The organism is Steroidobacteraceae bacterium (assembly GCA_041395505.1).
In the GTDB taxonomy this organism is placed as follows: domain Bacteria; phylum Pseudomonadota; class Gammaproteobacteria; order Steroidobacterales; family Steroidobacteraceae; genus JAWLAG01.
In genome coordinates, this window is the sequence record JAWLAG010000001.1 from 1,097,534 (window position 1) to 1,118,272 (window position 20,739).

Here is a 20,739-nt window from a genome sequence, read left to right on the forward strand (position 1 = left end):
AATTTTGAGCTCCATGAGTACTCCCGCGCGACAAATGACCGCCGAAAACCCGCAAAGCCGGGCTCCCCTGCGCTTTATCAGCGCGGCATCCCTGTTCGATGGGCACGACGCGGCCATCAACATGATCCGGCGGTTACTGCAGGCTGCCGGGGCGGAAGTCGTCCACCTCGGGCATAACCGCAGTGTCGCCGACATCGTGCGCGCGGCCATCGAGGAGGACGCCGACGGCATCGCGGTCAGTTCCTATCAGGGCGGGCACAACGAGTATTTCGCGTACATGATCGACATGCTGCGCGAGTTGAATGCGAGCCACATACGCGTGGTCGTCGGTGGCGGCGGGACGATAGCACCGCAGGAAATCGCCGATCTCGAGGCCCATGGCGTCGAGAAGATCTATACGCCTGAAGACGGGCGACGCCTCGGTTTGAAGGGCATGATCGACGATGTATTCGCGCGGGTGCGCGCTGCTTCGCGGCCGCCCTACGCCTTCGGGCCCGTCAATCATCGCGACCGCCAACAGCTGGCGCGGACGATCTCCGTGCTCGAGACGGCGCCCGATGGCGATGCCGCGCTCGAGCAGATTCGCCGGGCGTTGTCACGCAGCCAGCGCGGGATTCCAGTGGTCGGAATCACCGGCACCGGCGGTGCCGGCAAGTCGAGCCTGACCGACGAGCTGCTGCAACGATTCGTACGTCACTTTCCGCAATACAAGATCGCGGTGGTGGCAATCGACCCGACGCGCCGCCGCAGCGGTGGTGCTCTGCTCGGCGATCGTATTCGCATGAACAGTCTGGCGGCGGAGAGCATCTTCATGCGCTCACTGGCCACCCGCCGTGCCAATCTCGCCACGAGCGCGGTGCTGCGCGACGTGATCGGGCTCTACAAGCTCGCCGGGTTCGACCTGGTCATCGTCGAGACCGCAGGGATCGGCCAGAGCGATACTGAAATCGTCGATCTCGTGGACCATTCGATCTACGTCATGACCAGCGAGTACGGTGCTGCGAGCCAGCTCGAGAAGATCGATATGCTCGATTACGCCGAGCTGATCGTACTCAACAAGTTCGAAAAGCGCGGTGCCGAGGATGCCTTGCGCGACATTCGCAAACAATGGCGCCGCAACCACCACGATCGCGCAATGCTTGCCGACGAGCAGCTGCCGGTCTATCCGACGATTGCCAGCCGGTTCAATGATCCGGGTGTCAACGCACTGTTTGCGGCGATCTGCGAACGCCTGGCATCGGATGCGCAGGCGCTGCAGAAATGGCAGCTCGACGATCCGGGGCCAACCGCATTTCGCGGCCGTGATGCGCTGATTCCGGCCAATCGTGCCCGCTATCTTGCCGATATCGTGCAGTCGGGCAGGGACCGCGCCCGGCGTAATGAGCGCTCCGCCAGTGCTGCCGGGCGCGCGCAGTCGCTGCACGAGGCATTGCGGGTACTCGGCGCCGAGCCATTGCCGAAGCTTCTCGCGTCCTTTGACGAAGATGACCTCGCGCGGCTGCCGGCGGAAAAGACGCTGCGCCAGCTGGCCCGTAGCTACAACGATGCGCTCGCCGAAATCGAACCGGCGGCGCTTGCCGAGCTGCGCGACTGGCCGCAACGCGCCGAGGCCGTGCGTGCCGATACTTACACCTACCAGGTCCGCGGCAAGGATGTCACGGGAGAGAACTACACCGAGACATTGAGCCAGAACAAGGTGCCGAAGATTTCGGCCCCGACGTATCCGAGCCTTGCAGAGCAGGCGCGCTTCCTGCTCAAGGAAAACCTGCCGGGCTTTTTTCCGTACACGGCTGGCGTATACCCGTATCGGCGCGAAGCCGAAGACCCGACCCGCATGTTCGCGGGCGAGGGTGCGCCGGAGCGCACCAACCGCCGTTTCCACTACCTGGCAGCTGGCCACGAGGCGACCCGATTGTCGACCGCCTTCGACTCGACGACGCTGTACGGCGAGGATCCGGACACGCGCCCCGATATCTACGGTCGTACAGGCAATTCCGGCGTCTCGATAGCGACCATCGACGACATGAAGAAGCTCTACTCGGGTTTCGATCTGTGCGCGCCGACGACTTCAGTGTCGATGACAATCAACGGGCCGGCACCGATGTTGCTCGCCATGTTCCTCAATACCGCCATCGACCAGCGCATTGAGACCTTGTTGCGCTCGAATGGCCGGTTCGAGGACGTGCGCGGTCTCATCGCGGAGCGCTCCGGGGCGGCGGGCGATACCTGGCCCCGCTACAACGGCGATTTGCCGGAAGGCAACGACGAGCGAGGCCTCGCGTTTCTGGGACTGCGGCCGCAGGATCTCATGGAGGCAGGCGTTCTGAGCGTCGCCGAGTATCAGCAATGCCGCGGCGAGGCACTGCGCGCGGTGCGCGGCACTGTCCAGGCCGACATACTCAAAGAGGACCAGGCGCAGAATACCTGTATCTTCTCCACCGAATTCGCCATGCGCATGATGGGCGACGTGCAGGCGTATTTCATTGCCGAACAGGTTCGCAATTTCTATTCCGTGTCGATCTCGGGCTATCACATCGCCGAGGCCGGCGCGAATCCGATCTCGCAGCTCGCGTTCACACTCGCCAATGGCTTTACGATCGTCGAGTATTACCTGGCGCGCGGTATGCAGATCGACGATTTTGCACCGAACCTGTCGTTCTTCTTCTCGAACGGTATGGATCCGGAATACGCGGTCATTGGCCGGGTGGCGCGGCGCATCTGGGCCAACGCAATGCGCGATGTCTACAGCGCCGGACCTCGCAGCCAGATGCTCAAGTACCACATCCAGACATCCGGGCGATCGCTGCACGCCCAGGAAATCCAGTTCAACGATATCCGCACGACATTGCAGGCGATGTATGCGCTGTTCGACAACTGCAACAGCCTGCACACTAATGCCTATGACGAAGCGCTGACGACGCCGACCGAGGAGAGCGTACGCCGGGCGGTGGCGATACAACTGATCATCAACCGCGAGCTCGGGCTCAATCGCAGTCAGAATCCTTGGCAGGGATCGTTTGTCATCGACTACCTCACCGACCTGGTCGAGGAGCAGGTCTACCGCGAGTTTGAATCGCTGTCCGAACGTGGCGGCGTGCTCGGCGCGATGGAGACCATGTACCAGCGCGGCAAGATCCAGGAGGAGAGCCTGTACTATGAGACGCGCAAGCACGATGGCAGCCTGCCGATCGTGGGTGTCAATACCTTCCTGGCTGACGACGGCGAAGCCCACGACAACGCACCCGTCGCGTTGATCCGCTCGACCGAAGAAGAGAAGCGTAACCAGGTCGCCGCAGTGCGCGCATTCCAGCAACGCCATGCCGAGCATGCCCCTGCCGCGCTTGCGAGGTTGCAGCAAGTCGCCGCGAGCGGCGGCAATGTCTTTGCGGAACTGATGGAAACAGTGCGTGTGTGCTCGCTGGGCCAGATCAGCCGCGCGCTCTACGAAGTCGGCGGCCGTTACCGCCGCAGCGTCTAGGCGGCCTTCGCCGCCCCGTCCTTCGCCCCGAGCGCCTCGAGCATCAGCTGGCGTGAGCGCTCGCTCAGCCGCTGACGCTGCTCCTGGCCGTTCAATGCTTCGACGGGGTCGACGCGCAGTATTGCGAGGCGCAGACGCGCAGGGCGGGGCAGCAGGGCGCCGGGCGGCAGGGCATGGCGGGTACCGCTCAGCACTGCGGTTACCAGCGGCAGGCCCGAACGAGCTGCGGTTGCGAATGCGCCGGCGTGAAATTTCAGCAAACCCGGTTCACGGGCAAAGGTTCCCTCCGGGAAGAACACCAGCGATGCGCCGCTCGCTGCCGAGCGCAGCACACGGCGGGCATCACTTGCGCCCTTGTGCCGGTCGCTGCGCTCGACGAAGTGCGATCCGATGCGGCGCAGCAACAGGCCGGCCAGCGGCACGGTCGCCATTTCCCGCTTTATGACAAAAGCAAAACGCGGCGGCAGTGCCGCCTTGACTACGAGGCCATCGATATAGCTCTCGTGGTTCACGACCACGATGCACGGTCCCGCGGGCAGCATCTCGAGCCCGTTTACTTCGAGCGAGGTCGCGCTGAGGCGCAGATAGCTGCGCGCGACCCAGTGCGTCACCCTGCGTCGCAGATCGAGCCCCGGCAGCAACAGCAACACCAGCACCGCACCGAGCGCGAGCAGAAGGAAAACGAGCCAGGCGCAGATTCCGTAGATTGTGCGCAGCGGCGCAGCCAAAGGCCTCTGGCGCAGCGCCGGCAACGGCAGGGAGGACGTATCCATCGTGAAATTCGACCGCTTTTGCCGCAGCATACCTGTGAACTGGTTCTCTTTATGTTAACGCTTGTCGATGGATGTGATGATGGTCACGTCCGGCATCACGCTGCGCACCCATACTGCATTCAAGGCGAACCCGGTCGTCGCCACCTTGACGCTTGAATTGGTCCGGAGCCTGCGATGGCCCGGACTCGTGGTTGATGTGACCGGGCATTGAGTTCACGAAAGAGACTGACATTGGTAACGCAAGCCGCAGCGCGCATCAGTAAAGCAGCCGATTCGACCGATCCTGCGGTTTCCAAGTTCCTGGACGCGGTGTGGATGGAGCGTGGCCTTTCGCCCAACACACTGGCTGCCTATCGTGCCGATCTGACGGCTCTCGGCCGCTGGCTGGGCGAGCGCGACCGGCCGATCGTGCAAACGACGCGCCCGGACCTGCTCGCGTTCATAGCCGCCCGGGTCGAAGCTGGCGCCCGCCCGCGTTCGACTGCCCGGCAATTGAGTTCGTTCCGCCGCTTCTTCCGTTACCTGGTGCGCGAGGGTCAGCTGCGTGAGGATCCGACGGCGGACATCGCCATGCCGAAGATCGGCCGATCGTTGCCAAAATCGCTTTCCGAGGAAGAAGTCGAATCGCTCCTCAATTCCCCGACCGTCGCGGATCCGCTGGGCCACAGGGATCGCTGCATGCTCGAGGTGCTCTACGCAACGGGACTTAGAGTCTCGGAGCTGGTCAGCCTCAAGCACAGCCAGGTCAACCTCAACCAGGGCGTCATACGAATCGTCGGCAAGGGCAATCGCGAGCGATTGATTCCACTCGGCGAAGAAGCCGTACGCTGGTTGCGTGAATTCCTGGAAGGGCCGCGCAACGATATCCTGCTCGACAGGGCGACCGATTATCTTTTTCCCACCCGCCGCGGCGATCGCATGACCCGCCAGGCCTTCTGGCACATCATCAAGCGCTATGCCCGCAAGGCCGGAATCTCCAAGGAGCTGTCGCCGCACACACTGCGTCATGCCTTTGCAACGCATCTCCTGAACCACGGCGCGGACCTTCGTGTCGTGCAGATGTTGCTGGGCCACAGCGACTTGTCCACTACGCAGATCTACACGCACGTCGCGCGCGAGCGCATGAAGGATCTGCACTCACAGCATCATCCGCGCGGCTAGGTCGCGGGCGCTGGCCCGGGCTGCTATCATTCCCCGCGTGGCGAACCTTTCCTCGCCAGCCAAGTCCTAGTCCTTATCGCCAGTTCGCGCAGGTCCTGCCATGAAATCCACGTCCGGCCGCATTTTGATCCTGGCCCTGTTGGGAGCACTGTCTGCTTCCCTGGCGAGCGCGGCGGACACCGAATCCGACACGCGCGCGGCGCTGGCGAAGCGATTGCCGGGTGCGAAGCCATCCGACCTGCGCCCATCGCCCATCGACGGCATGTATGAGTTCACTCGCGGTGCGGATATTGCCTACGTCACCCGGGATGGCAAGTACGTCATCGCAGGCGATCTCTACGACCTCGCCGCGGAGAAGAATCTGAGCGAGGATCGCCGACGCGACGCACGCCTGAAGCTCCTGGCCGGTGTCGGCGCAAGCGATCGGCTGGAATTCGCACCGAGCAATCCGCGTTACACGATCACGGTCTTCACAGACGTCGACTGCGGTTATTGCAGGAAGCTTCACAGCCAGATCGCCGAATACAACCGTCTCGGGGTTGCGGTGGATTATCTATTCTTCCCGCGCTCAGGCCCGGGCACCGATTCCTGGCACAAGGCGGAGAGCGTCTGGTGCTCGTCGGATCGAAACGCGGCGCTGACGTCGGCAAAGCGCGGCGAGCCCATCAAGGCCAAGCCCTGCGCCAATACACCGGTCGCAAGGCACTACGCGCTCGGCGAACAGGTGGGCGTGCACGGTACGCCTGCGATGATCATGCCGAACGGCGAGATGTTGCCCGGTTACGTGCCACCCGCGATGCTCGTGCGTCACCTTCAGACCAGCAGCAAGTGATCGCCCGCGCGCCTGCGCGGTGATAATCAGCGTTCGAGGAGCTTGCGCTTGTTCGGGACGCCTTCCCATTGCTTGGCGTCAGCGGGCACTTTGCCGATTTCCGTGATGACGGGCCATTGACGCGACAGTTCCGCATTCAACGGCAGGAACTCCTTCTGTTCAGCGGGCAGCTCCTCTTCGGAGAAAATCGCCTCGACCGGACATTCCGGTTCGCACAGTGTGCAGTCGATGCATTCTTCGGGGTCGATCACCAGGAAGTTCGGCCCCTCGTGAAAGCAGTCCACGGGGCAGACCTCAACACAGTCCATGTATTTGCATTTGATACAGTTTTCGGTGACGACGAATGTCATTGAATGCCTCGAAGATGATCCAGTCGCATGAGAAGCTCTGCAGGGCTTGCCTAGAGTTTATCCTGCCAGGACCGCTACGCGTCAACGCGCGCGGCGAGCCAGCTCCGTAAAGTGGTGGTGCTCGCGACCCGCGTCGCGGTCCTCCAGGTAACGGCGCAGCGCGTACTCGGTGCTGGGAAATGCCAGATCGACCCAGGGGATCTCCTCGGCGGTGAACAGCCGCGACTCGAGACTCTCGACGCCCACGCCGTAACGTCCGTCGACCAGATGTGCGCGGAAGAAAACGTGTACCTGATGCGCCTGCGTCACATGCGCGATGGCGAGGAGCGAGCCTATCTCGACAACGGCCTCGGCTTCCTCCAGGGATTCGCGCGCCGCGGCTTGCTGCAGCGTCTCGCCGTTTTCCATGAAACCGGCCGGCACCGTCCAATAGCCATGACGCGGCTCGATGGCGCGACGGCACAGCAGCAGCCGTCCGTTGTGCTCCGGAACACAGCCAACCACCAGTTTCGGGTTCTGGTAATGAATGCTGCCGCAGCTGTCGCACACGAAGCGCAGCGCATTGTCCCCTTCGGGAATGCGCTGCTCGAGCGGGCCTGCACAATTGCTACAGAATTTCACGAATATCTTCAGTTGGTGCCGGGAGAGGGAATCGAACCCACACTCTGTCGCCAGAACCGGATTTTGAGTCCGGCGCGTCTACCAGTTCCGCCATCCCGGCCGGAGGCGCGGATTATAGGGGTTGCTGCGACCATTTTGCGCGTGGCTGCATCTAAATCCCTGCAATGACACCGCTAGGCAGTCTGCACATCGACGGCGCGACAGTGGAGCGCGCCCGGCTGGGTGACCCGGCGGCCCAGCGGCAGATCTACGACCGTCTCGGCGGTGTGGTTTTCGCGCTGTTGCGTCGCATGTTGCGCGACGAGAGCGCTGCCGAGGACATGTTCCAGAACACCATGATGAAGGTTTTTTCACAACTCGGTTCATTTCGCGGGGCTGCGCCGCTCGGTATCTGGGTGCGGCAGATCGCATTGCGAGAGGCGCTGCAATACCTGCGGTCGCCCTGGCGCCGGCTGGCCTGGCTGGGCAATGAAGCGCAGGCACGCCTCGAGCTCATCGCCGAACCGGCACCGGCCGAGACGGCCGATTACCTGGATGCCGAAAAGGCGCTGGCGCGGTTGTCGCCGATGGCCAGGGCCGTACTGTGGCTTCATGAAGTCGAAGGCATGGGCCATGCGGAAATTGGCTCGAGCTTTGGCCGCTCGGCGAGCTTTTCCAAATCACAGCTCGCGCGGGCCAGGGCGGCTTTGCAGAAAGCCGCGCCGGGCGCATCAAAACCGGCAGCGGCTGTCACCGTGAGCAAAGGAGCGCCAACATGAGCGACGGGCGTCTGCTGCCACCTTATGACTTCGCGACCTTTCAGGCCCGGGCCGCGCTTCGCGAGCAGGCGAGGCTGCGGACGCGCCAGCGGCAGCGTGCCGTGCTGGGTGTGGTCGGCACTGTAGCGGTGGTCGCGATGGTCTTCGCCTCGCGGCCACGACCGTTGCCCGAGGGCGCCGCGCCCGGTGTCGCGTCGGTCATGACGATACATCCGCCTGAAGCGGCCGAACCCGTCGTGGTCAATGTGGCTGCCCAGGCGGCCCAGCTTGCCATCGAGGATCGGATCGCCCTGATGGATCAGGCCATCAACCAGGCGCGCATCAATGGTGCGACCGATGTCGTCCTGCCACTTCGTCGCGACCGCGAGCTGCTGCTGCGCAATCTCGACAGTATCCATTACGCCCAGGCGGCACTTGCAGCGGCACGTTAGTGGATTTTCCCAGATGATCACACTGGCTATCGGTATGGAGAATTGCATGAAAAACCTGGTTCGCGCTCTGGCGTTGACCCTGTTGGTCGGATCGGCAACGGGGCTCGAAGCCGCCGAAAATACCGCCAAGGCGGCGGAGAGGGATATCGACACGCGCATTGAAGTCGCGCGCGAACGACTCGAGGCGGCGGTTCGTGAGCTGACCGACCTGTCCATGCAGCTCGGCGAGCGCTTCACCGATCGGCTGGCCTTGTCCGGCGTGCGCGAACCGCGCGCGATCATTGGTGTTCAGGTGGATCCGGCCGGCGCCCGCGGCGGCGCCAAAGTCCTCGAGGTCAGTCCCGGTGGGCCAGCCGCTCGAGCCGGCATCAAACCGGGCGACGTGATCGTCGCGCTCAATGACGCCGATCTGGCGAGCTCGCCACGTCCTGCGGCTGCATTGGTCGAAGCCATGAATGAAGTCGCGCCAGGGGCCGAAGTGCAGCTTCGAGTACGCCGCGGCGACGACGTGGTCACACGGCGACTCAACACGCGCGCCGCAGCATCGCATCCGCCACTGCCGTTGCTGGCAGCGCCCGGCGGCAGGGTGTTCGATTTCGAATTCTTCGGTGCCGGTACCGATGCCATGGCGGGCCTTGAACTCGCGACGCTAAACAAGGACCTGGGCGAGTATTTTGGTGCAAACGAAGGCGTGCTTGTCCTGCGCGCCGGCGAAGACTCGCCGCTGAAACTTCGTTCGGGCGACATCATCACCGCAATCGATGGCCGCAAACCGGAGAGCGCATCGCATGCGACGCGCATCCTGCGTTCCTACCAGCGCGGCGAGCGCGTCCGGCTGGAGGTTCTGCGCAAGCGCAAGTCGGTGACGCTCGAGGTGGCAATGCCCGGCCGCAACGGCGAGGATGAGCCCACCTGATGCGCGCGCCGGGTGCGTGAACCCGTACACTCTGGCGGGTGGAACTCGCGGATTTCGACTATGAACTGCCACCTGGGCTGATCGCGCAGCGACCGCTGCCGCGGCGCAGCGACTCGCGCCTGCTGGTACTTGCGGCCGATGGGTTGGCACCGCTCGACAGCGATGTCCGTCAATTGCCGCAACTGCTGCGCCGTCATGATCTCGTCGTCTTCAACGATACGCGTGTCGTGCCGGCGCGACTCGAAGCGCGCAAGGCCACGGGCGGGCGCGTCGAGATCCTGCTGGAGCGGGCGTTGCCGGGGTGCGCTGCGCTTGCGCAGCTCGGTTCGAGCAAACCCATCCGGCCCGGCATGGTGTTGCACTGTGCGGGTGGCGAGCTGCGGGTGCTGGAGGGTGCCGACGGCATGTGGCGACTGGCATTGCCGCAGGATGCCTTGCAATTCTTCGAGCGCTACGGCTCGGTACCTTTGCCTCCGTACATCACGCATGCGGCCGATCAGTCGGACAGCGAACGCTACCAGAGCGTATTCGCCCGGGCGCCCGGCGCGGTCGCCGCACCGACCGCGAGCCTGCATTTCGACGACGGGTTGCTTTCGGCCATCGCGGCGGCTGGAATCGGCTGCGCGACGCTGACGTTGCACGTCGGCGCCGGGACCTTCCTGCCTGTGCGAAGCGCGCGCATAGCCGGGCATCGTATGCACAGCGAGATGTTTTCCATCCCTCAAAGCACGGTCAGCGCCGTCCGCGACTGCAGGGCTCGTGGTGGCCGGGTCGTTGCCATCGGCACGACCGTCGTACGCGCACTCGAGGCGGCAACTCTTGCCGGCGATGGCGCGCTCGCGCCACGGGCTGGCGAGACGGATATCTTCATTCGCCCCGGATTCGCTTTCAAGGTCGTCGATCTGCTGCTCACCAACTTCCATCTGCCGCGCTCGACCCTGTTGATGTTGGTAGCGGCCTTCGCGGGGCGCGATCGCGTGCTCGCGGCCTACGCGCACGCGGTGCGTCAGGGGTACCGTTTCTTCAGCTACGGCGATGCCATGCTCCTCGAACGCTGCGGTGCCGGCAGCTACAATGCGCGCGCCTGATGAATCTTTCGAATCAAGTTTCGTTGCCACGCGGCGCGCGATTTGCCATTACCGCCGAGTGCGGCGCAGCGCGTTGCGGCCGGCTGCGCCTTGCGCACGGCGAGGTCGAGACGCCCGTGTTCATGCCGGTCGGCACCTATGGCACGGTCAAAGGCATGACGCCGCTCGAGCTCGAAGGGCTGGGCGCCGAGATCATCCTGGGCAATACGTTTCACCTGATGTTGCGTCCCGGGGCCGAGATCATCGCCCGTCACGGCGGGCTGCACGGCTTCATGGGCTGGCGCCGTCCGATTCTGACGGATTCGGGAGGATTCCAGGTGTTCAGTTTGAAGGCCATGCGGCGTATCGACGAAGACGGCGTCGAGTTCGCCTCGCCGGTCGACGGCGCGCGTGTGCGTCTCACGCCGGAGTCCGCGACAGACATACAGCGTCAGTTGCGATCCGACATCGTGATGGCCTTCGATGAGTGCACGCCCTATCCGGCAAGCGAGGCCGCTGCCCGCGCCTCCATGCAGCGCTCCATGCGCTGGGCGGCACGCTGCCATCGCCACCATCACGCGGGCGAACCGGCCGGAAGCCTTTTCGGGATCGTGCAGGGCGGAATGTATCCGGCGCTGCGGGACGAGTCACTGCAGCGATTGATGGAACTCGAGTGGTCGGGGCTCGCGATCGGTGGTCTTGCGGTCGGCGAGAGCGAAGGGGAACGCATACAGGTGCTGGATGCCTTGCTGCCGATAATGCCGCGCAGCCTGCCGCGCTACCTCATGGGCGTCGGCAGGCCGGCGGATATCGTCGCGGCCGTGGCGCGCGGTGTGGACATGTTCGATTGCGTCATCCCGACCCGCCACGCGCGTAACGGCCATTTGTTTACTTCCCAGGGCGAGATCAACATCCGCAATGCGGTGCACCAGGATGATCTGGCGCCGGTCGATGCCGGCTGCGAGTGCTATACCTGCAGGAATTTCTCCCGCGCCTACCTGCGTCATCTTGACCGCTGCAACGAGATCCTGGGCGCGCGGCTCAACACGATCCACAACCTGCATTTCTACCTCGGCCTGATGCGTCGCATACGCGCGGCCATTGCTGCGGGGCGTTTTTCGGCCCTGGCGAGCGAATTTTCCGGCGCCTAGGCGAGGGCGGGACGGCCCTGTGGCATAATTCGCGGCCTTTCCGGAGCTGCCCCAGGTGAGCCGATGAATGGTCTGATCCCCGTAGCCCATGCGCAGGCAGGCGGTGCCGCCGCCCCCGGCGGTTCGATGGCGCCACTGCTGATGATGGTCGTCTTCGTCGTCATATTCTATTTCCTGCTGATACGGCCGCAGCAGAAGAAGGCCAAGGAGCACCAGGCCATGCTCGGCAAGCTCGCGGCCGGCGATGAAGTCGTCACTTCGGGTGGCCTACTCGGCAAGGTCATCGAAGTCGGAGAGACCTTCCTCACGCTCGAGATCGCCCAGGGCGTGCAGGTCAAAGTGCAGAAATTTCAAGTCAGCTCGTTGATGCCCAAGGGCACGCTGAAGTCAGGCTAAGGATCACATGCTCGAATTCGCCCGCTGGAAATACTGGCTGGTCGGCGGCGTATTGCTGCTGTCCCTGTTCCTCGCACTGCCCAACATCTTCGGCGAGGACCTCGCCGTGCAGGTGGCTGCCAAGGATCGCGCGCCGCTCGATGCTGCGGCGCAGACCCGGATCGAGGAATTCCTGCGTGGGCAGAACGTCGCGCTGCAGAAGTCCTATATCGACGAAGGCCGCGTGATGCTGCGTTTCGCCGATGCACCGGCGCAGCTGCGTGCCCGGGACGCCATCAACGACGGTTTCAAGAACGAATACGTAACTGCGCTGTCCTACGCGCCTCGTGCTCCGGCCTGGCTCCGTGCCGTGGGGCTCCGGCCCATGCCGCTTGGACTCGACCTGCGCGGTGGCCTCTATCTTCTTTACCAGGTCGATGTGAATGGTGCGGTTGGGCAGCTCCTCGAAGTCTACGAGCAGGACTTTCGCCGTGCGCTCAGCGCTGCAGACGTCACAGTTCGCGACGTCACGTTGTCGCGCAGTGAGGACAGTGCCATCGACGACGGCCTGCGCATCGTGCTTGCCCCTGGCGCCGACGTCGCCAAGGCGCGCGCTGCGCTGCGCGATACGCACAGTGACCTCACGTTCAGCGAAGGCGTCAGCGGCGATAGCCCGGCGCTTGGCATGCAGCTCTCCCCGGCGCAGATTCGCGAACGTCAGGATTACGCCATCCAGCAGAACATCACCACGCTTCGAAATCGCGTCAACGAACTGGGTGTGGCCGAACCCATAGTGCAGCGCCAGGGCCTCGATCGAATCGCCGTGCAACTGCCCGGTGTACAGAACTCCGCCGAAGTGAAGGACATTCTCGGCAAGGTGGCCACCCTGGAGTTCCGGCTGGTCGACGTGCAGAACAGTGTTGCCGAAGCCGTGCAGCGTGGCCGCGCACCGTTGGGCTCGAAACTCTATCACGAGAAGAACGGCCAACCAGTGCTCCTCAAGCGCGACATCATCGTTACCGGTGATCAGCTGACCGATGCCACCACCGCCGCCACCCAGGAAGGCCCGGGCGTGTCGGTCAAGCTCGATTCGCTCGGCGGCGAGGAAATGCTTCGCACGACGCGGGCCAACCTCAACCGACCCATGGCCGTCGTGTTCATCGAGAAGAGCCGGCAGATCGTCACGGTCGATGGCCGCGACGTCGAGCGCGAGATCAAGGACGAGAAGGTCATCAGCGTCGCCACCATCCGCGGCGTGTTCAGCAACAACTTCCAGATTACGGGCCTGTTGCCGAGTGAGGCGCGCGAACTATCGTTGCTGTTGCGAGCTGGCTCATTGGCGGCGCCGATCTACATCGTCGAGGAGCGGGCAGTGGGTCCGTCGCTCGGCCAGGAGAATATCAACAAGGGGCTGTTTGCGCTGTTGATCGGCATGCTCGTCGTTTTTGCGTTCATCGCGGTGTACTACAAGAGCTTCGGACTGGTCGCCTGCGTCGTGCTGCTCGCGAACGTCGTCATGCTGGCGGCATTGTTGTCGGGCCTGCGCGCGGCGCTTACCCTGCCGGGCATTGCCGGCATCATCCTCACGGTCGGCATGGCGATCGATGCCAACATCCTCATCTACGAGCGCGTCAGGGAAGAGCTGCGCAATGGCGTATCGCCGCAGGCAGCCATCCGCGCAGGTTTCGAGAAGGCCTTCTCCGCCATTGCCGATGCCAATATCACGACACTCATCGCGGGTGTCGTGTTGTGGGTGTTCGGCACGGGCCCGATCCGCGGTTTTGCCGTGGTGCTCACGCTCGGCATACTGACCTCGATGTTCACTGCCCTGCTCGGCGCGCGGGCCCTGATCACACTCATGTACGGCGGCCGGCGCCGTATCGAAAAACTCGCAATCTAGGCCGCTACACGGAGCCGGCGCGATGGAATTTTTCCGCAAGCAAACGAATTTCCCCTTCATGAATACACGGCGGATCTGGTACGCCGTGTCGGCCATCCTGATCATCGGCTCGCTCGTGTCGTTGGCTGTGCGCGGTCTCAATCTCGGCATCGACTTCACCGGCGGCGTGGTCATCGAGGCGGCTTTCAAGTCGGCGCCCGATCTCGAAGCCGTGCGTGCGGATCTTGCGCGCGGCGGCTTTGCCGAGGCGCAGGTGCGCGCGTTTGGTACGTCGCGCGACATCGAAATCCGCCTGCCACCGCTCAAGGACCAGACGAGCAAGGAAGTACGCGATGGTATCGAGTCGGTGCTGCGCACGTTCGACAAGGAAGTCGAGATCCGCCGCGTCGATGTGGTCGGACCGCAGATCGGCAAGGAGCTGCAGAGCAGCGCGTTACTGGCCCTGGTGTTCACGCTGCTGTTCATCTTCATCTACGTCGCCCTGCGCTTTCATACCTGGCGACTGTCGGTCGGCGCCATTCTCGCTGCCTTGCACGACCCGATCCTGGTGCTTGGCGTATTCTCGGCGACGCAGCTCAGCTTCGATCTTTCGGTCGTGGCGGCGGTGCTTGCCGTTATCGGCTATTCGCTGAACGACACCGTCGTGGTGTTCGACCGGATACGCGAGCGATTCGAGAGCAACCGCCGCTCGCCATCGCAACAGGTGCTCGATCAATCCATCAACCAGACCTTGTCGCGCACGATCATGACGAGCGGCACGACGTTGCTGGTGGTGATCGTGCTTCTCGTTTTCGGCGGTGCCGCACTCACGGGCTTTGCTGCCGCACTGGTGGTTGGCATGGTGGTTGGCACTTATTCGTCGATCTACGTGGCCAGCGCCATCGCGCTCGATTTCGGCCTGACCGCCGAGCATCTCTTTCCGACCGCCAAGAAGTCCGCTATCGACGACATGCCGTGATGACGGCGCCCGCCCGGCCGGCCTGCTGCAATGCTTGAGCTGCTGAGCCAGCCGTCTGCCTGGTTGGCGTTCGTTACGCTCACGGCGCTCGAGATCGTACTCGGCATCGACAACATCATCTTCATCGCGATCCTGGTCGGGAGACTGCCACCGGAGCGACGGCCGCTTGCCCGGTTCTGCGGGCTCGCGTTCGCCATGCTGACGCGCGTCATGCTGCTGTTCTCCATCGTCTGGCTGACGCGCCTCACCCGACCATGGTTCGTGCTCTTCGAGCAAGAGATTTCCGGGCGCGACCTCATCCTGCTGCTCGGCGGGCTGTTTCTTTTGGCCAAGAGCGTCAGCGAGATTCACCAGACCCTGGAGGGCGCCGAGACCGAGCGCAAGAGCCGGGTCTTTGCCAATTTCCTCGTGATCGTCTTTCAGATCGGCATCATCGACATCGTGTTTTCGCTCGATTCGGTGTTCACGGCCGTTGGGCTCGCACGGCCCGACCAGGTGCCGATCATGGTTGCTGCGATCGTCATTGCGATCATCGTCATGATGCTGGTTGCAGGGTCATTGAGCGACTTCATCGACCGGCACCCGACCATCAAGGTGCTGGCGCTGGCGTTTCTGCTGTTGGTGGGCTTCGCGCTGGTCGCGGAGAGCTTCGACGTTGCGATACCGAAGGGCTACCTGTATTTCGCGATGGCGTTTTCGGTCGGAGTCGAAATGGTCAACATCCGTCTGCGCCGGGCGCTCGACCGGCGCCGGGAGACACGGCGGGAGCGCGGCGGGGATTGACCGTGGCGCTGGCGCCGGGAGAGGCCAGCACAAGTAAAGTTGGCGCCCGGCGGCCGCTGTCCATACAATCCGGCTCACCATACGAATTCCCTGGGGGATCAGCATGAATTTTCGTATCAAGCCGCTGGATGAAATCCTGCAGACGGCGGAGAAGAAATCCCTGCACCGTTCGCTCGGCGGCTTCCAGCTGATGATGATGGGTGTCGGCGCAATCATCGGCACTGGTATTTTCGTGCTCACCTCCGAAGCGGCGCAAAAGGCCGGGCCGGGCATGCTGGTCTCGTTCATCATCGCAGGCTTCGTCTGCGCGGTTGCTGCCCTGTGCTACGCAGAGCTCGCTGCGATGGTGCCGGTCTCGGGCAGCGCCTATACATATTCATACGCGGTACTCGGCGAGGTGATCGCCTGGGTCGTCGGCTGGGCGCTCATACTCGAGTATGCGGTTGCGGCAAGTGCCGTATCCGTGGGTTGGTCCAATTACTGCGTCGGGTTGCTCGAGCGAACCTTCGGTTGGGACATACCCGATGCGCTCACGCGCGGTCCCCATGTTGGCGGCATCATGAACGTGCCGGCGGCATTCATCGCATTGGCCGTTACGGCGCTGCTCGTCATCGGAACACGCGAAAGCGCCACGGTGAACGCGGTGCTGGTTTCGATCAAGGTCGCCGCATTGACTGTATTCATCGCCCTGACGATCACCATCATCAATGCCGACAACTTCGAACCGTTCATGCCGAACGGTTTTCTTGGACCCGAAGGCTCATCTTTCGGCGCCGGCATGGGCGTCATGGGTGCCGCGGCGTCGATCTTCTTCGCCTATGTCGGTTTCGATGCGGTCTCGACCGCTGCCGAAGAGACCAAGAATCCGCAACGCAATGTCCCGATCGGCCTCATTGGCAGTCTCGCCATCTGCACGATTTTCTACCTGTTGGTCGCTTCCGGCGTCATCGGTTCGGTCGGCGCACAGCCGGTGGCCGATCCTGCAACGGGACTTGCCTACGAACCCGGTACGGCGGCGCTGGCCGCGGCCTGCGAGAATCCGGCCAACGCCGACAAGCTCGGCTGTACCGGCGAACCCCTCGCCCATGTGCTCGACCTCATCGGCTGGAAGAAAATCTCCCAGTTGATCGGCCTGGCTGCCTTCCTTGCCTTGCCGTCCGTCATCCTGATGATGCTGTTCGGGCAGACGCGCATATTCTTCGTGATGGCGCGTGACAAACTGCTGCCGTTCAACGAATTCCTGAGCCAGGTGCATCCGAAGTTCCACACACCGCATGTCGTGACCATCATCACCGGACTTGCGGTGACGGTATTCGCAGCGTTCTTTCCCGTGGGTGTGCTCGCCGATATTTCCAACAGCGGAACCCTGTTCGCGTTCCTCGCCGTCGCGGTCGGGGTAATGGCGTTGCGGGTGCGTTCGCCCGAGCGCAAACGCCCCTTCCACACGCCGGCGATCTGGGTGATCGGACCGCTTGCACTCGCGGGTTGCGGCTTCCTGTTCTTTTCATTGCCGTTGCGAACGCAGCTGTGGTTCGCGCTTTGGACCGCGATCGGCCTGGCCGTCTACATGATGTACGGCTATCGCCACAGCCCCTTGCGGGGAAGTGGCGGCAGCTGAGTGAGTTCTAGTCGAGATCGGCGGGGCGGTGCGGTGCGAGCGCCTCGACCAGGGCGGCAAAAACACGCGGATTGCCTGCGATGATATTGCCGCCCTGCGCGTAGGGTTCGCCGCCCAGGGTGCCAACGCGACCGCCTGCTTCGGTAATGAGCAGGGTGCCTGCGGCCGTATCCCAGGCGTTGAGGCCGATTTCCCAGAAGCCGTCGACGCGGCCAGCTGCGACATAGGCGAGATCGAGCGCTGCCGAACCCGGACGGCGCACCCCGGCCGCGGCGCTCATGACTTCGCGCAACATCGCAAGGTAGTTGTCCATGTAGGCGGCATTGGCGCGGTAGGGGAAGCCGGTGGCAATCAGGGCGCCTTCCAGGGTTGCCTGCTGACTGACGCGTATGCGCTTGTTCTCGAGCTGCGCGCCGACGCCGCGGCTCGCAGTAAAACACTCCTGTCGCATCGGGTCGTAGATCACGGCGTGTTGCAATTGGCCGCGTTGCTGACAGGCGATCGAAACCGAGAACGTCGGGAAGCCGTGGAGGAAATTCGTTGTGCCATCGAGCGGATCGATGATCCAGACAGTATCGGACTCGCCGCTCGCACCACTCTCTTCGGCAAGGAAGGCGTGGTCGGGATAGGCTTTGCGAATGGTGGCGATGATCTCGCGTTCGGCGTGCCTGTCCACCTCCGATACGAAATCATTGCGACCCTTGGCAGAGACCTCGAGGCTCTCGAGCCGCGACAATGAACGCACGATGATTTCGCTGGCGCGCCGCGCGGCGCGAATCGCGATGTTGAGTAATGGAGCCACGATGAAACTGCCCGGTGGGGGTAGCGGCTAGAATATCACGTCATGCAAATGCGCTCCGATGCACTCGAAAATCTCGCGATCGTGCTGGTGGGTACGTCCCATCCCGGCAATATCGGTTCGGCAGCGCGCGCCATGAAGAACATGGGACTCGGCTGCTTGCGGCTGGTTCGACCGCGCCTGTTCCCCGATCCGGAGGCGACCGCGCTGGCCTCGGGGGCCGACGACGTGCTCGCATCGGCGCAAGTGCATACCGACCTGCACGCAGCGATTGGCGAGGCGCGGCTGGTGGTGGCTACGACCTCGCGTGCCCGCGAGAAGAACTACCAGGTGCTCGACGTGCGCGATGCTGCGCTTCGCATCGCCGCGACCCTGCCTGCCGCGCCAGTCTGTGTGCTCTTTGGCAATGAGCGGACCGGTCTTACCAACGAGGAGCTGGCGAGCTCGCATTTCCTGCTGCGCGTGCCGGCGGATTCGCGCTACGAATCGCTGAACCTCGCCATGGCCGTGCTGCTCGTTGCCTACGAAGTGCGGCGCGCGGTCATCGAGTCGGGCGGCAGCAGTCCGCCTGCCATCGCGCCTGCGCCGGTCGCCGAGATGGAACGTTTGTACGAACATTTTGCTGCGGTGCTGGAGGAAATCGATTTTCGCGATCGCACGGCGAGCGGTACACACCTGATGACGCGCATTCGACGCCTGTTGCAGCGCGCCGCGCCTGATCAGAACGAAGTCAACATCCTGCGCGGTATCCTGACCGCGGTGCAACAGCGTCGTCGGCGCGCGGGAGAGCGTGAGTGAGCGCACCGATTTACCTCGATTATGCCGCGACCACGCCGGTTGCAGACGAGGTCGCGGCGGCCATGTGCGACTGCCTCACCGCGAATGGCGTGTTTGGCAACGCGGCCGCGACGACCCACGCCTACGGACGCGAAGCCGCGGCGCGCGTTCGCAAGGCGCGGGACGAGCTCGCGCAGCTGCTCAACTGCGATTGCGACGAACTGGTGTTCACCTCGGGCGCCACGGAAGCTAACAACATGGCGATCTTCGGCGTGGCGCATTCGCTCGCCGACCGCGGCCGGCACATCATCAGCAGCCGGATGGAGCACAAGGCAGTCATCGACCCGTTGCGTTCGCTCGAGCGCGATGGCTTCGAGGTGACCTGGCTCGAGCCGGGAGCCGAGGGGCGCATCGAGGCGGGCCAGCTCGCCGCGGCGATACGTAGCGATACGGTGCTCGTGACCCTCATGCACGCCAACAATGAAACCGGTGCGGTGCAGGACATTGCGGCGATGGCGGCGATCTGCCGCGATGCCGGCGTGACGATGCACAGTGATGCCGCGCAATCCGTCGGCAAACTTGCCGTGGATGTAACGGCAATCGATATCGACTTGCTCGCCTTGACCGCACACAAGTTCTACGGGCCAAAAGGTGTCGGCGCGCTCATCCTGCGCCGCCGCGCGCGCGGCCGCATGCGGCCATTGATCCTCGGCGGCGGGCACCAGGGCGGTTGGCGCTCGGGGACCTTGCCTACGCACCAGATCGTCGGTCTCGGGGCTGCTGCACGGCTCGCAGGCGAACGGCTTGCCGGCGATGCAAAGCGCCTCGGCGGGCTGCGCGAGCGGCTTTGGCAAGGCTTGTCAGGGCTCTCAGGCGTCGTTCGCAATACGCCGCAGACACATTGCCTGCCGGCGACGCTCAGCGTTTCGTTCGAAGCGGTGCATGGCGAGAGCCTGATCACAAGCCTGCCGGGCATTGCCGTTACGGCCGGCGCGGCATGCCACTCGGCCGATGGCGAACCCTCCTATGTGCTGCGTGCGCTGGGGCGTCCGCCACGGCTCGCCCAGGCGACACTGCGCCTGTCACTCGGCCGGTATACGACCGCGGCGGACGTGGACAGCGCCGCCGGCCACATCGTGGCCGCCGTGCGGCGACTGCGCGTCATCGGCCCATGAGGCCACCGCAGGCCGCAAGCCCGCTCTGCGCGCTCGCCTGGGACCATTTCATCCATTCGCCGCATGCGGGCGATCTGCCGCCGGGCGAGGGCGCTGTCGTCACGGGCGAGGCCGGCCGCATCACGGGGGAATGCTGGGTGCGCCTGCAGGTCCGGCACGATGCCGGGCACGTGACGGCTGCACGGTTTAGAAGCTTCGCTTGTCCGCATACTGTGGCAACCTGCGACTGGTTGTGCGCTCAGCTCGACGGGCGGCCGATTGCGGATCTGCAGCCTTCTGCACCCGCCGAGTGGGCCGCAGCGCTCTGCGTGCCGCGGGAGAAACTCGGCGAGCTGCTGCTGGTCGAAGATGCACTGCGGTCGATCGCCGCGCAGCTCGGAGTTCATCGGGTAAAATAGACATTATGGCAATTGCACTGACGGAATCAGCAGCGACCCGGGTGCGGCATTTCCTCGCCCAGCGTGGTCATGGCATCGGCCTTCGAATCGGCGTGCGCAAGACCGGCTGCTCGGGATTCGCCTATGTGGTGAATTATGCCGATGCGCCCGAGACGGACGACCTTGTATTCGAAGACCGCGGTGTGCAGATTTTCGTCGACCCGGACAGCCTGAAACTGATCGACGGCACGACCGTGGATTTCGTCAAACAAGGCCTCAACGAGGCATTTCGCTTCAATAATCCCAACGTGACCGGGGAGTGCGGTTGCGGCGAGAGCTTCAACGTCTGACATTCGCCGGACGGGCCCCGGGGATGCGGCCGCGTGGCCTGGCGCAAGTCGTTGGCGCGGCGCCGGATTCCAGCTAAAATCAATGGCTT

Annotated in this window: 21 protein-coding genes and 1 tRNA gene; 17 read left to right on the plus strand and 5 right to left on the minus strand. The window is 63.7% G+C overall.

The features are described 5' to 3' along the window. Positions 1-13 precede the first annotated feature (13 nt). Entirely contained in the window at positions 14-3,478 is a 3,465-nt protein-coding gene (locus R3E77_05040) for a methylmalonyl-CoA mutase family protein (protein ID MEZ5498783.1), read from the plus strand. On the opposite strand, the gene R3E77_05045 is transcribed toward R3E77_05040, so the two are convergent. Next, positions 3,475-4,251, minus strand: coding sequence for a lysophospholipid acyltransferase family protein (locus tag R3E77_05045; protein MEZ5498784.1), 777 nt, complete (start codon positions 4,249-4,251; stop codon positions 3,475-3,477). The two genes, R3E77_05040 and R3E77_05045, sit on opposite strands and share 4 nt — an antisense overlap. Positions 4,252-4,506: 255 nt before the next feature. On the opposite strand from R3E77_05045, the gene xerD reads away from it, so the two are divergent. Further along, complete coding sequence (xerD, locus tag R3E77_05050) at positions 4,507-5,412, plus strand: site-specific tyrosine recombinase XerD (GenBank protein ID MEZ5498785.1); 906 nt, start codon at positions 4,507-4,509, stop codon at positions 5,410-5,412. A 100-nt stretch (positions 5,413-5,512) separates the two neighbouring features. Continuing rightward, positions 5,513-6,244, plus strand: a complete 732-nt coding sequence (locus R3E77_05055) for a DsbC family protein (protein ID MEZ5498786.1) — start codon at positions 5,513-5,515, stop codon at positions 6,242-6,244. Positions 6,245-6,270: 26 nt separating this feature from the next. On the opposite strand, the gene R3E77_05060 is transcribed toward R3E77_05055, so the two are convergent. From R3E77_05060 to R3E77_05070, 3 genes are all read right to left on the minus strand, one after another. Then, the gene (locus R3E77_05060; protein MEZ5498787.1) at positions 6,271-6,594 is read right to left on the minus strand and encodes a ferredoxin family protein; all 324 of its coding nucleotides are present in this window, start codon (positions 6,592-6,594) and stop codon (positions 6,271-6,273) included. A gap of 81 nt (positions 6,595-6,675) precedes the next feature. Then, positions 6,676-7,215, minus strand: a complete 540-nt coding sequence (locus R3E77_05065) for an NUDIX hydrolase (protein MEZ5498788.1) — start codon at positions 7,213-7,215, stop codon at positions 6,676-6,678. A 13-nt stretch (positions 7,216-7,228) separates the two neighbouring features. Beyond that, a tRNA-Leu gene (locus tag R3E77_05070) sits at positions 7,229-7,315 on the minus strand. A 64-nt stretch (positions 7,316-7,379) separates the two neighbouring features. Between R3E77_05070 and R3E77_05075 the strand changes: the two genes are divergently transcribed. The 10 genes from R3E77_05075 (at position 7,380) to R3E77_05120 (ending at position 17,172) form a co-directional block, all read left to right on the plus strand. Further along, the gene (locus tag R3E77_05075) at positions 7,380-7,973 is read left to right on the plus strand and encodes an RNA polymerase sigma factor (GenBank protein ID MEZ5498789.1); all 594 of its coding nucleotides are present in this window, start codon (positions 7,380-7,382) and stop codon (positions 7,971-7,973) included. After that, positions 7,970-8,404, plus strand: coding sequence for a hypothetical protein (locus R3E77_05080; GenBank protein ID MEZ5498790.1), 435 nt, complete (start codon positions 7,970-7,972; stop codon positions 8,402-8,404). The genes R3E77_05075 and R3E77_05080 overlap by 4 nt, the downstream gene beginning before the upstream one ends. A gap of 46 nt (positions 8,405-8,450) precedes the next feature. Continuing rightward, positions 8,451-9,320 carry a PDZ domain-containing protein gene (locus tag R3E77_05085; GenBank protein MEZ5498791.1) on the plus strand — a complete coding sequence of 290 codons (870 nt, stop codon included), beginning with the start codon at positions 8,451-8,453 and terminating at the stop codon, positions 9,318-9,320. 38 nt (positions 9,321-9,358) lie between these two features. Then, positions 9,359-10,408, plus strand: a complete 1,050-nt coding sequence (gene queA, locus R3E77_05090) for a tRNA preQ1(34) S-adenosylmethionine ribosyltransferase-isomerase QueA (protein ID MEZ5498792.1) — start codon at positions 9,359-9,361, stop codon at positions 10,406-10,408. Next, positions 10,408-11,538 (plus strand): tRNA guanosine(34) transglycosylase Tgt, encoded by a 1,131-nt coding sequence (gene tgt / locus R3E77_05095; protein ID MEZ5498793.1) that lies wholly within the window; start codon positions 10,408-10,410, stop codon positions 11,536-11,538. Before queA ends, tgt begins: the two co-directional genes overlap by 1 nt. Positions 11,539-11,601: 63 nt before the next feature. Continuing rightward, positions 11,602-11,934, plus strand: a complete 333-nt coding sequence (yajC, locus tag R3E77_05100) for a preprotein translocase subunit YajC (protein MEZ5498794.1) — start codon at positions 11,602-11,604, stop codon at positions 11,932-11,934. A 7-nt stretch (positions 11,935-11,941) separates the two neighbouring features. Then, on the plus strand, positions 11,942-13,813 hold the full coding sequence (gene secD / locus R3E77_05105; GenBank protein ID MEZ5498795.1) for a protein translocase subunit SecD: 1,872 nt from the start codon (positions 11,942-11,944) through the stop codon (positions 13,811-13,813). Positions 13,814-13,871: 58 nt separating this feature from the next. Continuing rightward, on the plus strand, positions 13,872-14,771 hold the full coding sequence (secF, locus tag R3E77_05110) for a protein translocase subunit SecF (GenBank protein ID MEZ5498796.1): 900 nt from the start codon (positions 13,872-13,874) through the stop codon (positions 14,769-14,771). A gap of 30 nt (positions 14,772-14,801) precedes the next feature. Continuing rightward, positions 14,802-15,554 (plus strand): TerC family protein, encoded by a 753-nt coding sequence (locus R3E77_05115; GenBank protein ID MEZ5498797.1) that lies wholly within the window; start codon positions 14,802-14,804, stop codon positions 15,552-15,554. Positions 15,555-15,657: 103 nt separating this feature from the next. Further along, positions 15,658-17,172, plus strand: a complete 1,515-nt coding sequence (locus R3E77_05120) for an amino acid permease (GenBank protein MEZ5498798.1) — start codon at positions 15,658-15,660, stop codon at positions 17,170-17,172. 7 nt (positions 17,173-17,179) lie between these two features. Here the strand turns inward: R3E77_05120 and R3E77_05125 are convergent, their stop codons facing one another. Beyond that, complete coding sequence (locus R3E77_05125; GenBank protein ID MEZ5498799.1) at positions 17,180-17,974, minus strand: inositol monophosphatase family protein; 795 nt, start codon at positions 17,972-17,974, stop codon at positions 17,180-17,182. Between the two features lie 42 nt (positions 17,975-18,016). On the opposite strand from R3E77_05125, the gene R3E77_05130 reads away from it, so the two are divergent. Genes R3E77_05130 through iscA form a run of 4 tightly spaced genes read left to right on the plus strand, consistent with a single transcriptional unit; the run spans position 18,017 to position 20,650 of the window. Then, positions 18,017-18,769, plus strand: a complete 753-nt coding sequence (locus R3E77_05130; protein MEZ5498800.1) for an RNA methyltransferase — start codon at positions 18,017-18,019, stop codon at positions 18,767-18,769. Then, a complete protein-coding gene (locus R3E77_05135) occupies positions 18,766-19,923 on the plus strand; it encodes an aminotransferase class V-fold PLP-dependent enzyme (GenBank protein MEZ5498801.1) in 1,158 nt (385 codons plus the stop codon). The genes R3E77_05130 and R3E77_05135 overlap by 4 nt, the downstream gene beginning before the upstream one ends. After that, positions 19,920-20,321 (plus strand): iron-sulfur cluster assembly scaffold protein, encoded by a 402-nt coding sequence (locus R3E77_05140; GenBank protein MEZ5498802.1) that lies wholly within the window; start codon positions 19,920-19,922, stop codon positions 20,319-20,321. Before R3E77_05135 ends, R3E77_05140 begins: the two co-directional genes overlap by 4 nt. Positions 20,322-20,326: 5 nt before the next feature. Further along, positions 20,327-20,650: an iron-sulfur cluster assembly protein IscA gene (gene iscA / locus R3E77_05145; GenBank protein MEZ5498803.1), complete on the plus strand. Its 324-nt coding sequence runs from the start codon at positions 20,327-20,329 to the stop codon at positions 20,648-20,650. The last annotated feature ends 89 nt before the right edge of the window (positions 20,651-20,739 follow it).

Coding starts and splice junctions, on each gene's coding strand:
- R3E77_05040 (MEZ5498783.1), top strand. CDS start 14: ATGAGTACTCCCGCGCGACAAATGACCGCCGAAAACCCGCAAAGCCGG.
- R3E77_05045 (MEZ5498784.1), bottom strand. CDS start 4,251: ATGGATACGTCCTCCCTGCCGTTGCCGGCGCTGCGCCAGAGGCCTTTG.
- R3E77_05055 (MEZ5498786.1), top strand. CDS start 5,513: ATGAAATCCACGTCCGGCCGCATTTTGATCCTGGCCCTGTTGGGAGCA.
- R3E77_05060 (MEZ5498787.1), bottom strand. CDS start 6,594: ATGACATTCGTCGTCACCGAAAACTGTATCAAATGCAAATACATGGAC.
- R3E77_05075 (MEZ5498789.1), top strand. CDS start 7,380: ATGACACCGCTAGGCAGTCTGCACATCGACGGCGCGACAGTGGAGCGC.
- R3E77_05080 (MEZ5498790.1), top strand. CDS start 7,970: ATGAGCGACGGGCGTCTGCTGCCACCTTATGACTTCGCGACCTTTCAG.
- R3E77_05085 (MEZ5498791.1), top strand. CDS start 8,451: ATGAAAAACCTGGTTCGCGCTCTGGCGTTGACCCTGTTGGTCGGATCG.
- tgt (MEZ5498793.1), top strand. CDS start 10,408: ATGAATCTTTCGAATCAAGTTTCGTTGCCACGCGGCGCGCGATTTGCC.
- yajC (MEZ5498794.1), top strand. CDS start 11,602: ATGAATGGTCTGATCCCCGTAGCCCATGCGCAGGCAGGCGGTGCCGCC.
- secD (MEZ5498795.1), top strand. CDS start 11,942: ATGCTCGAATTCGCCCGCTGGAAATACTGGCTGGTCGGCGGCGTATTG.
- secF (MEZ5498796.1), top strand. CDS start 13,872: ATGAATACACGGCGGATCTGGTACGCCGTGTCGGCCATCCTGATCATC.
- R3E77_05115 (MEZ5498797.1), top strand. CDS start 14,802: ATGCTTGAGCTGCTGAGCCAGCCGTCTGCCTGGTTGGCGTTCGTTACG.
- R3E77_05120 (MEZ5498798.1), top strand. CDS start 15,658: ATGAATTTTCGTATCAAGCCGCTGGATGAAATCCTGCAGACGGCGGAG.
- R3E77_05130 (MEZ5498800.1), top strand. CDS start 18,017: ATGCAAATGCGCTCCGATGCACTCGAAAATCTCGCGATCGTGCTGGTG.
- R3E77_05140 (MEZ5498802.1), top strand. CDS start 19,920: ATGAGGCCACCGCAGGCCGCAAGCCCGCTCTGCGCGCTCGCCTGGGAC.
- iscA (MEZ5498803.1), top strand. CDS start 20,327: ATGGCAATTGCACTGACGGAATCAGCAGCGACCCGGGTGCGGCATTTC.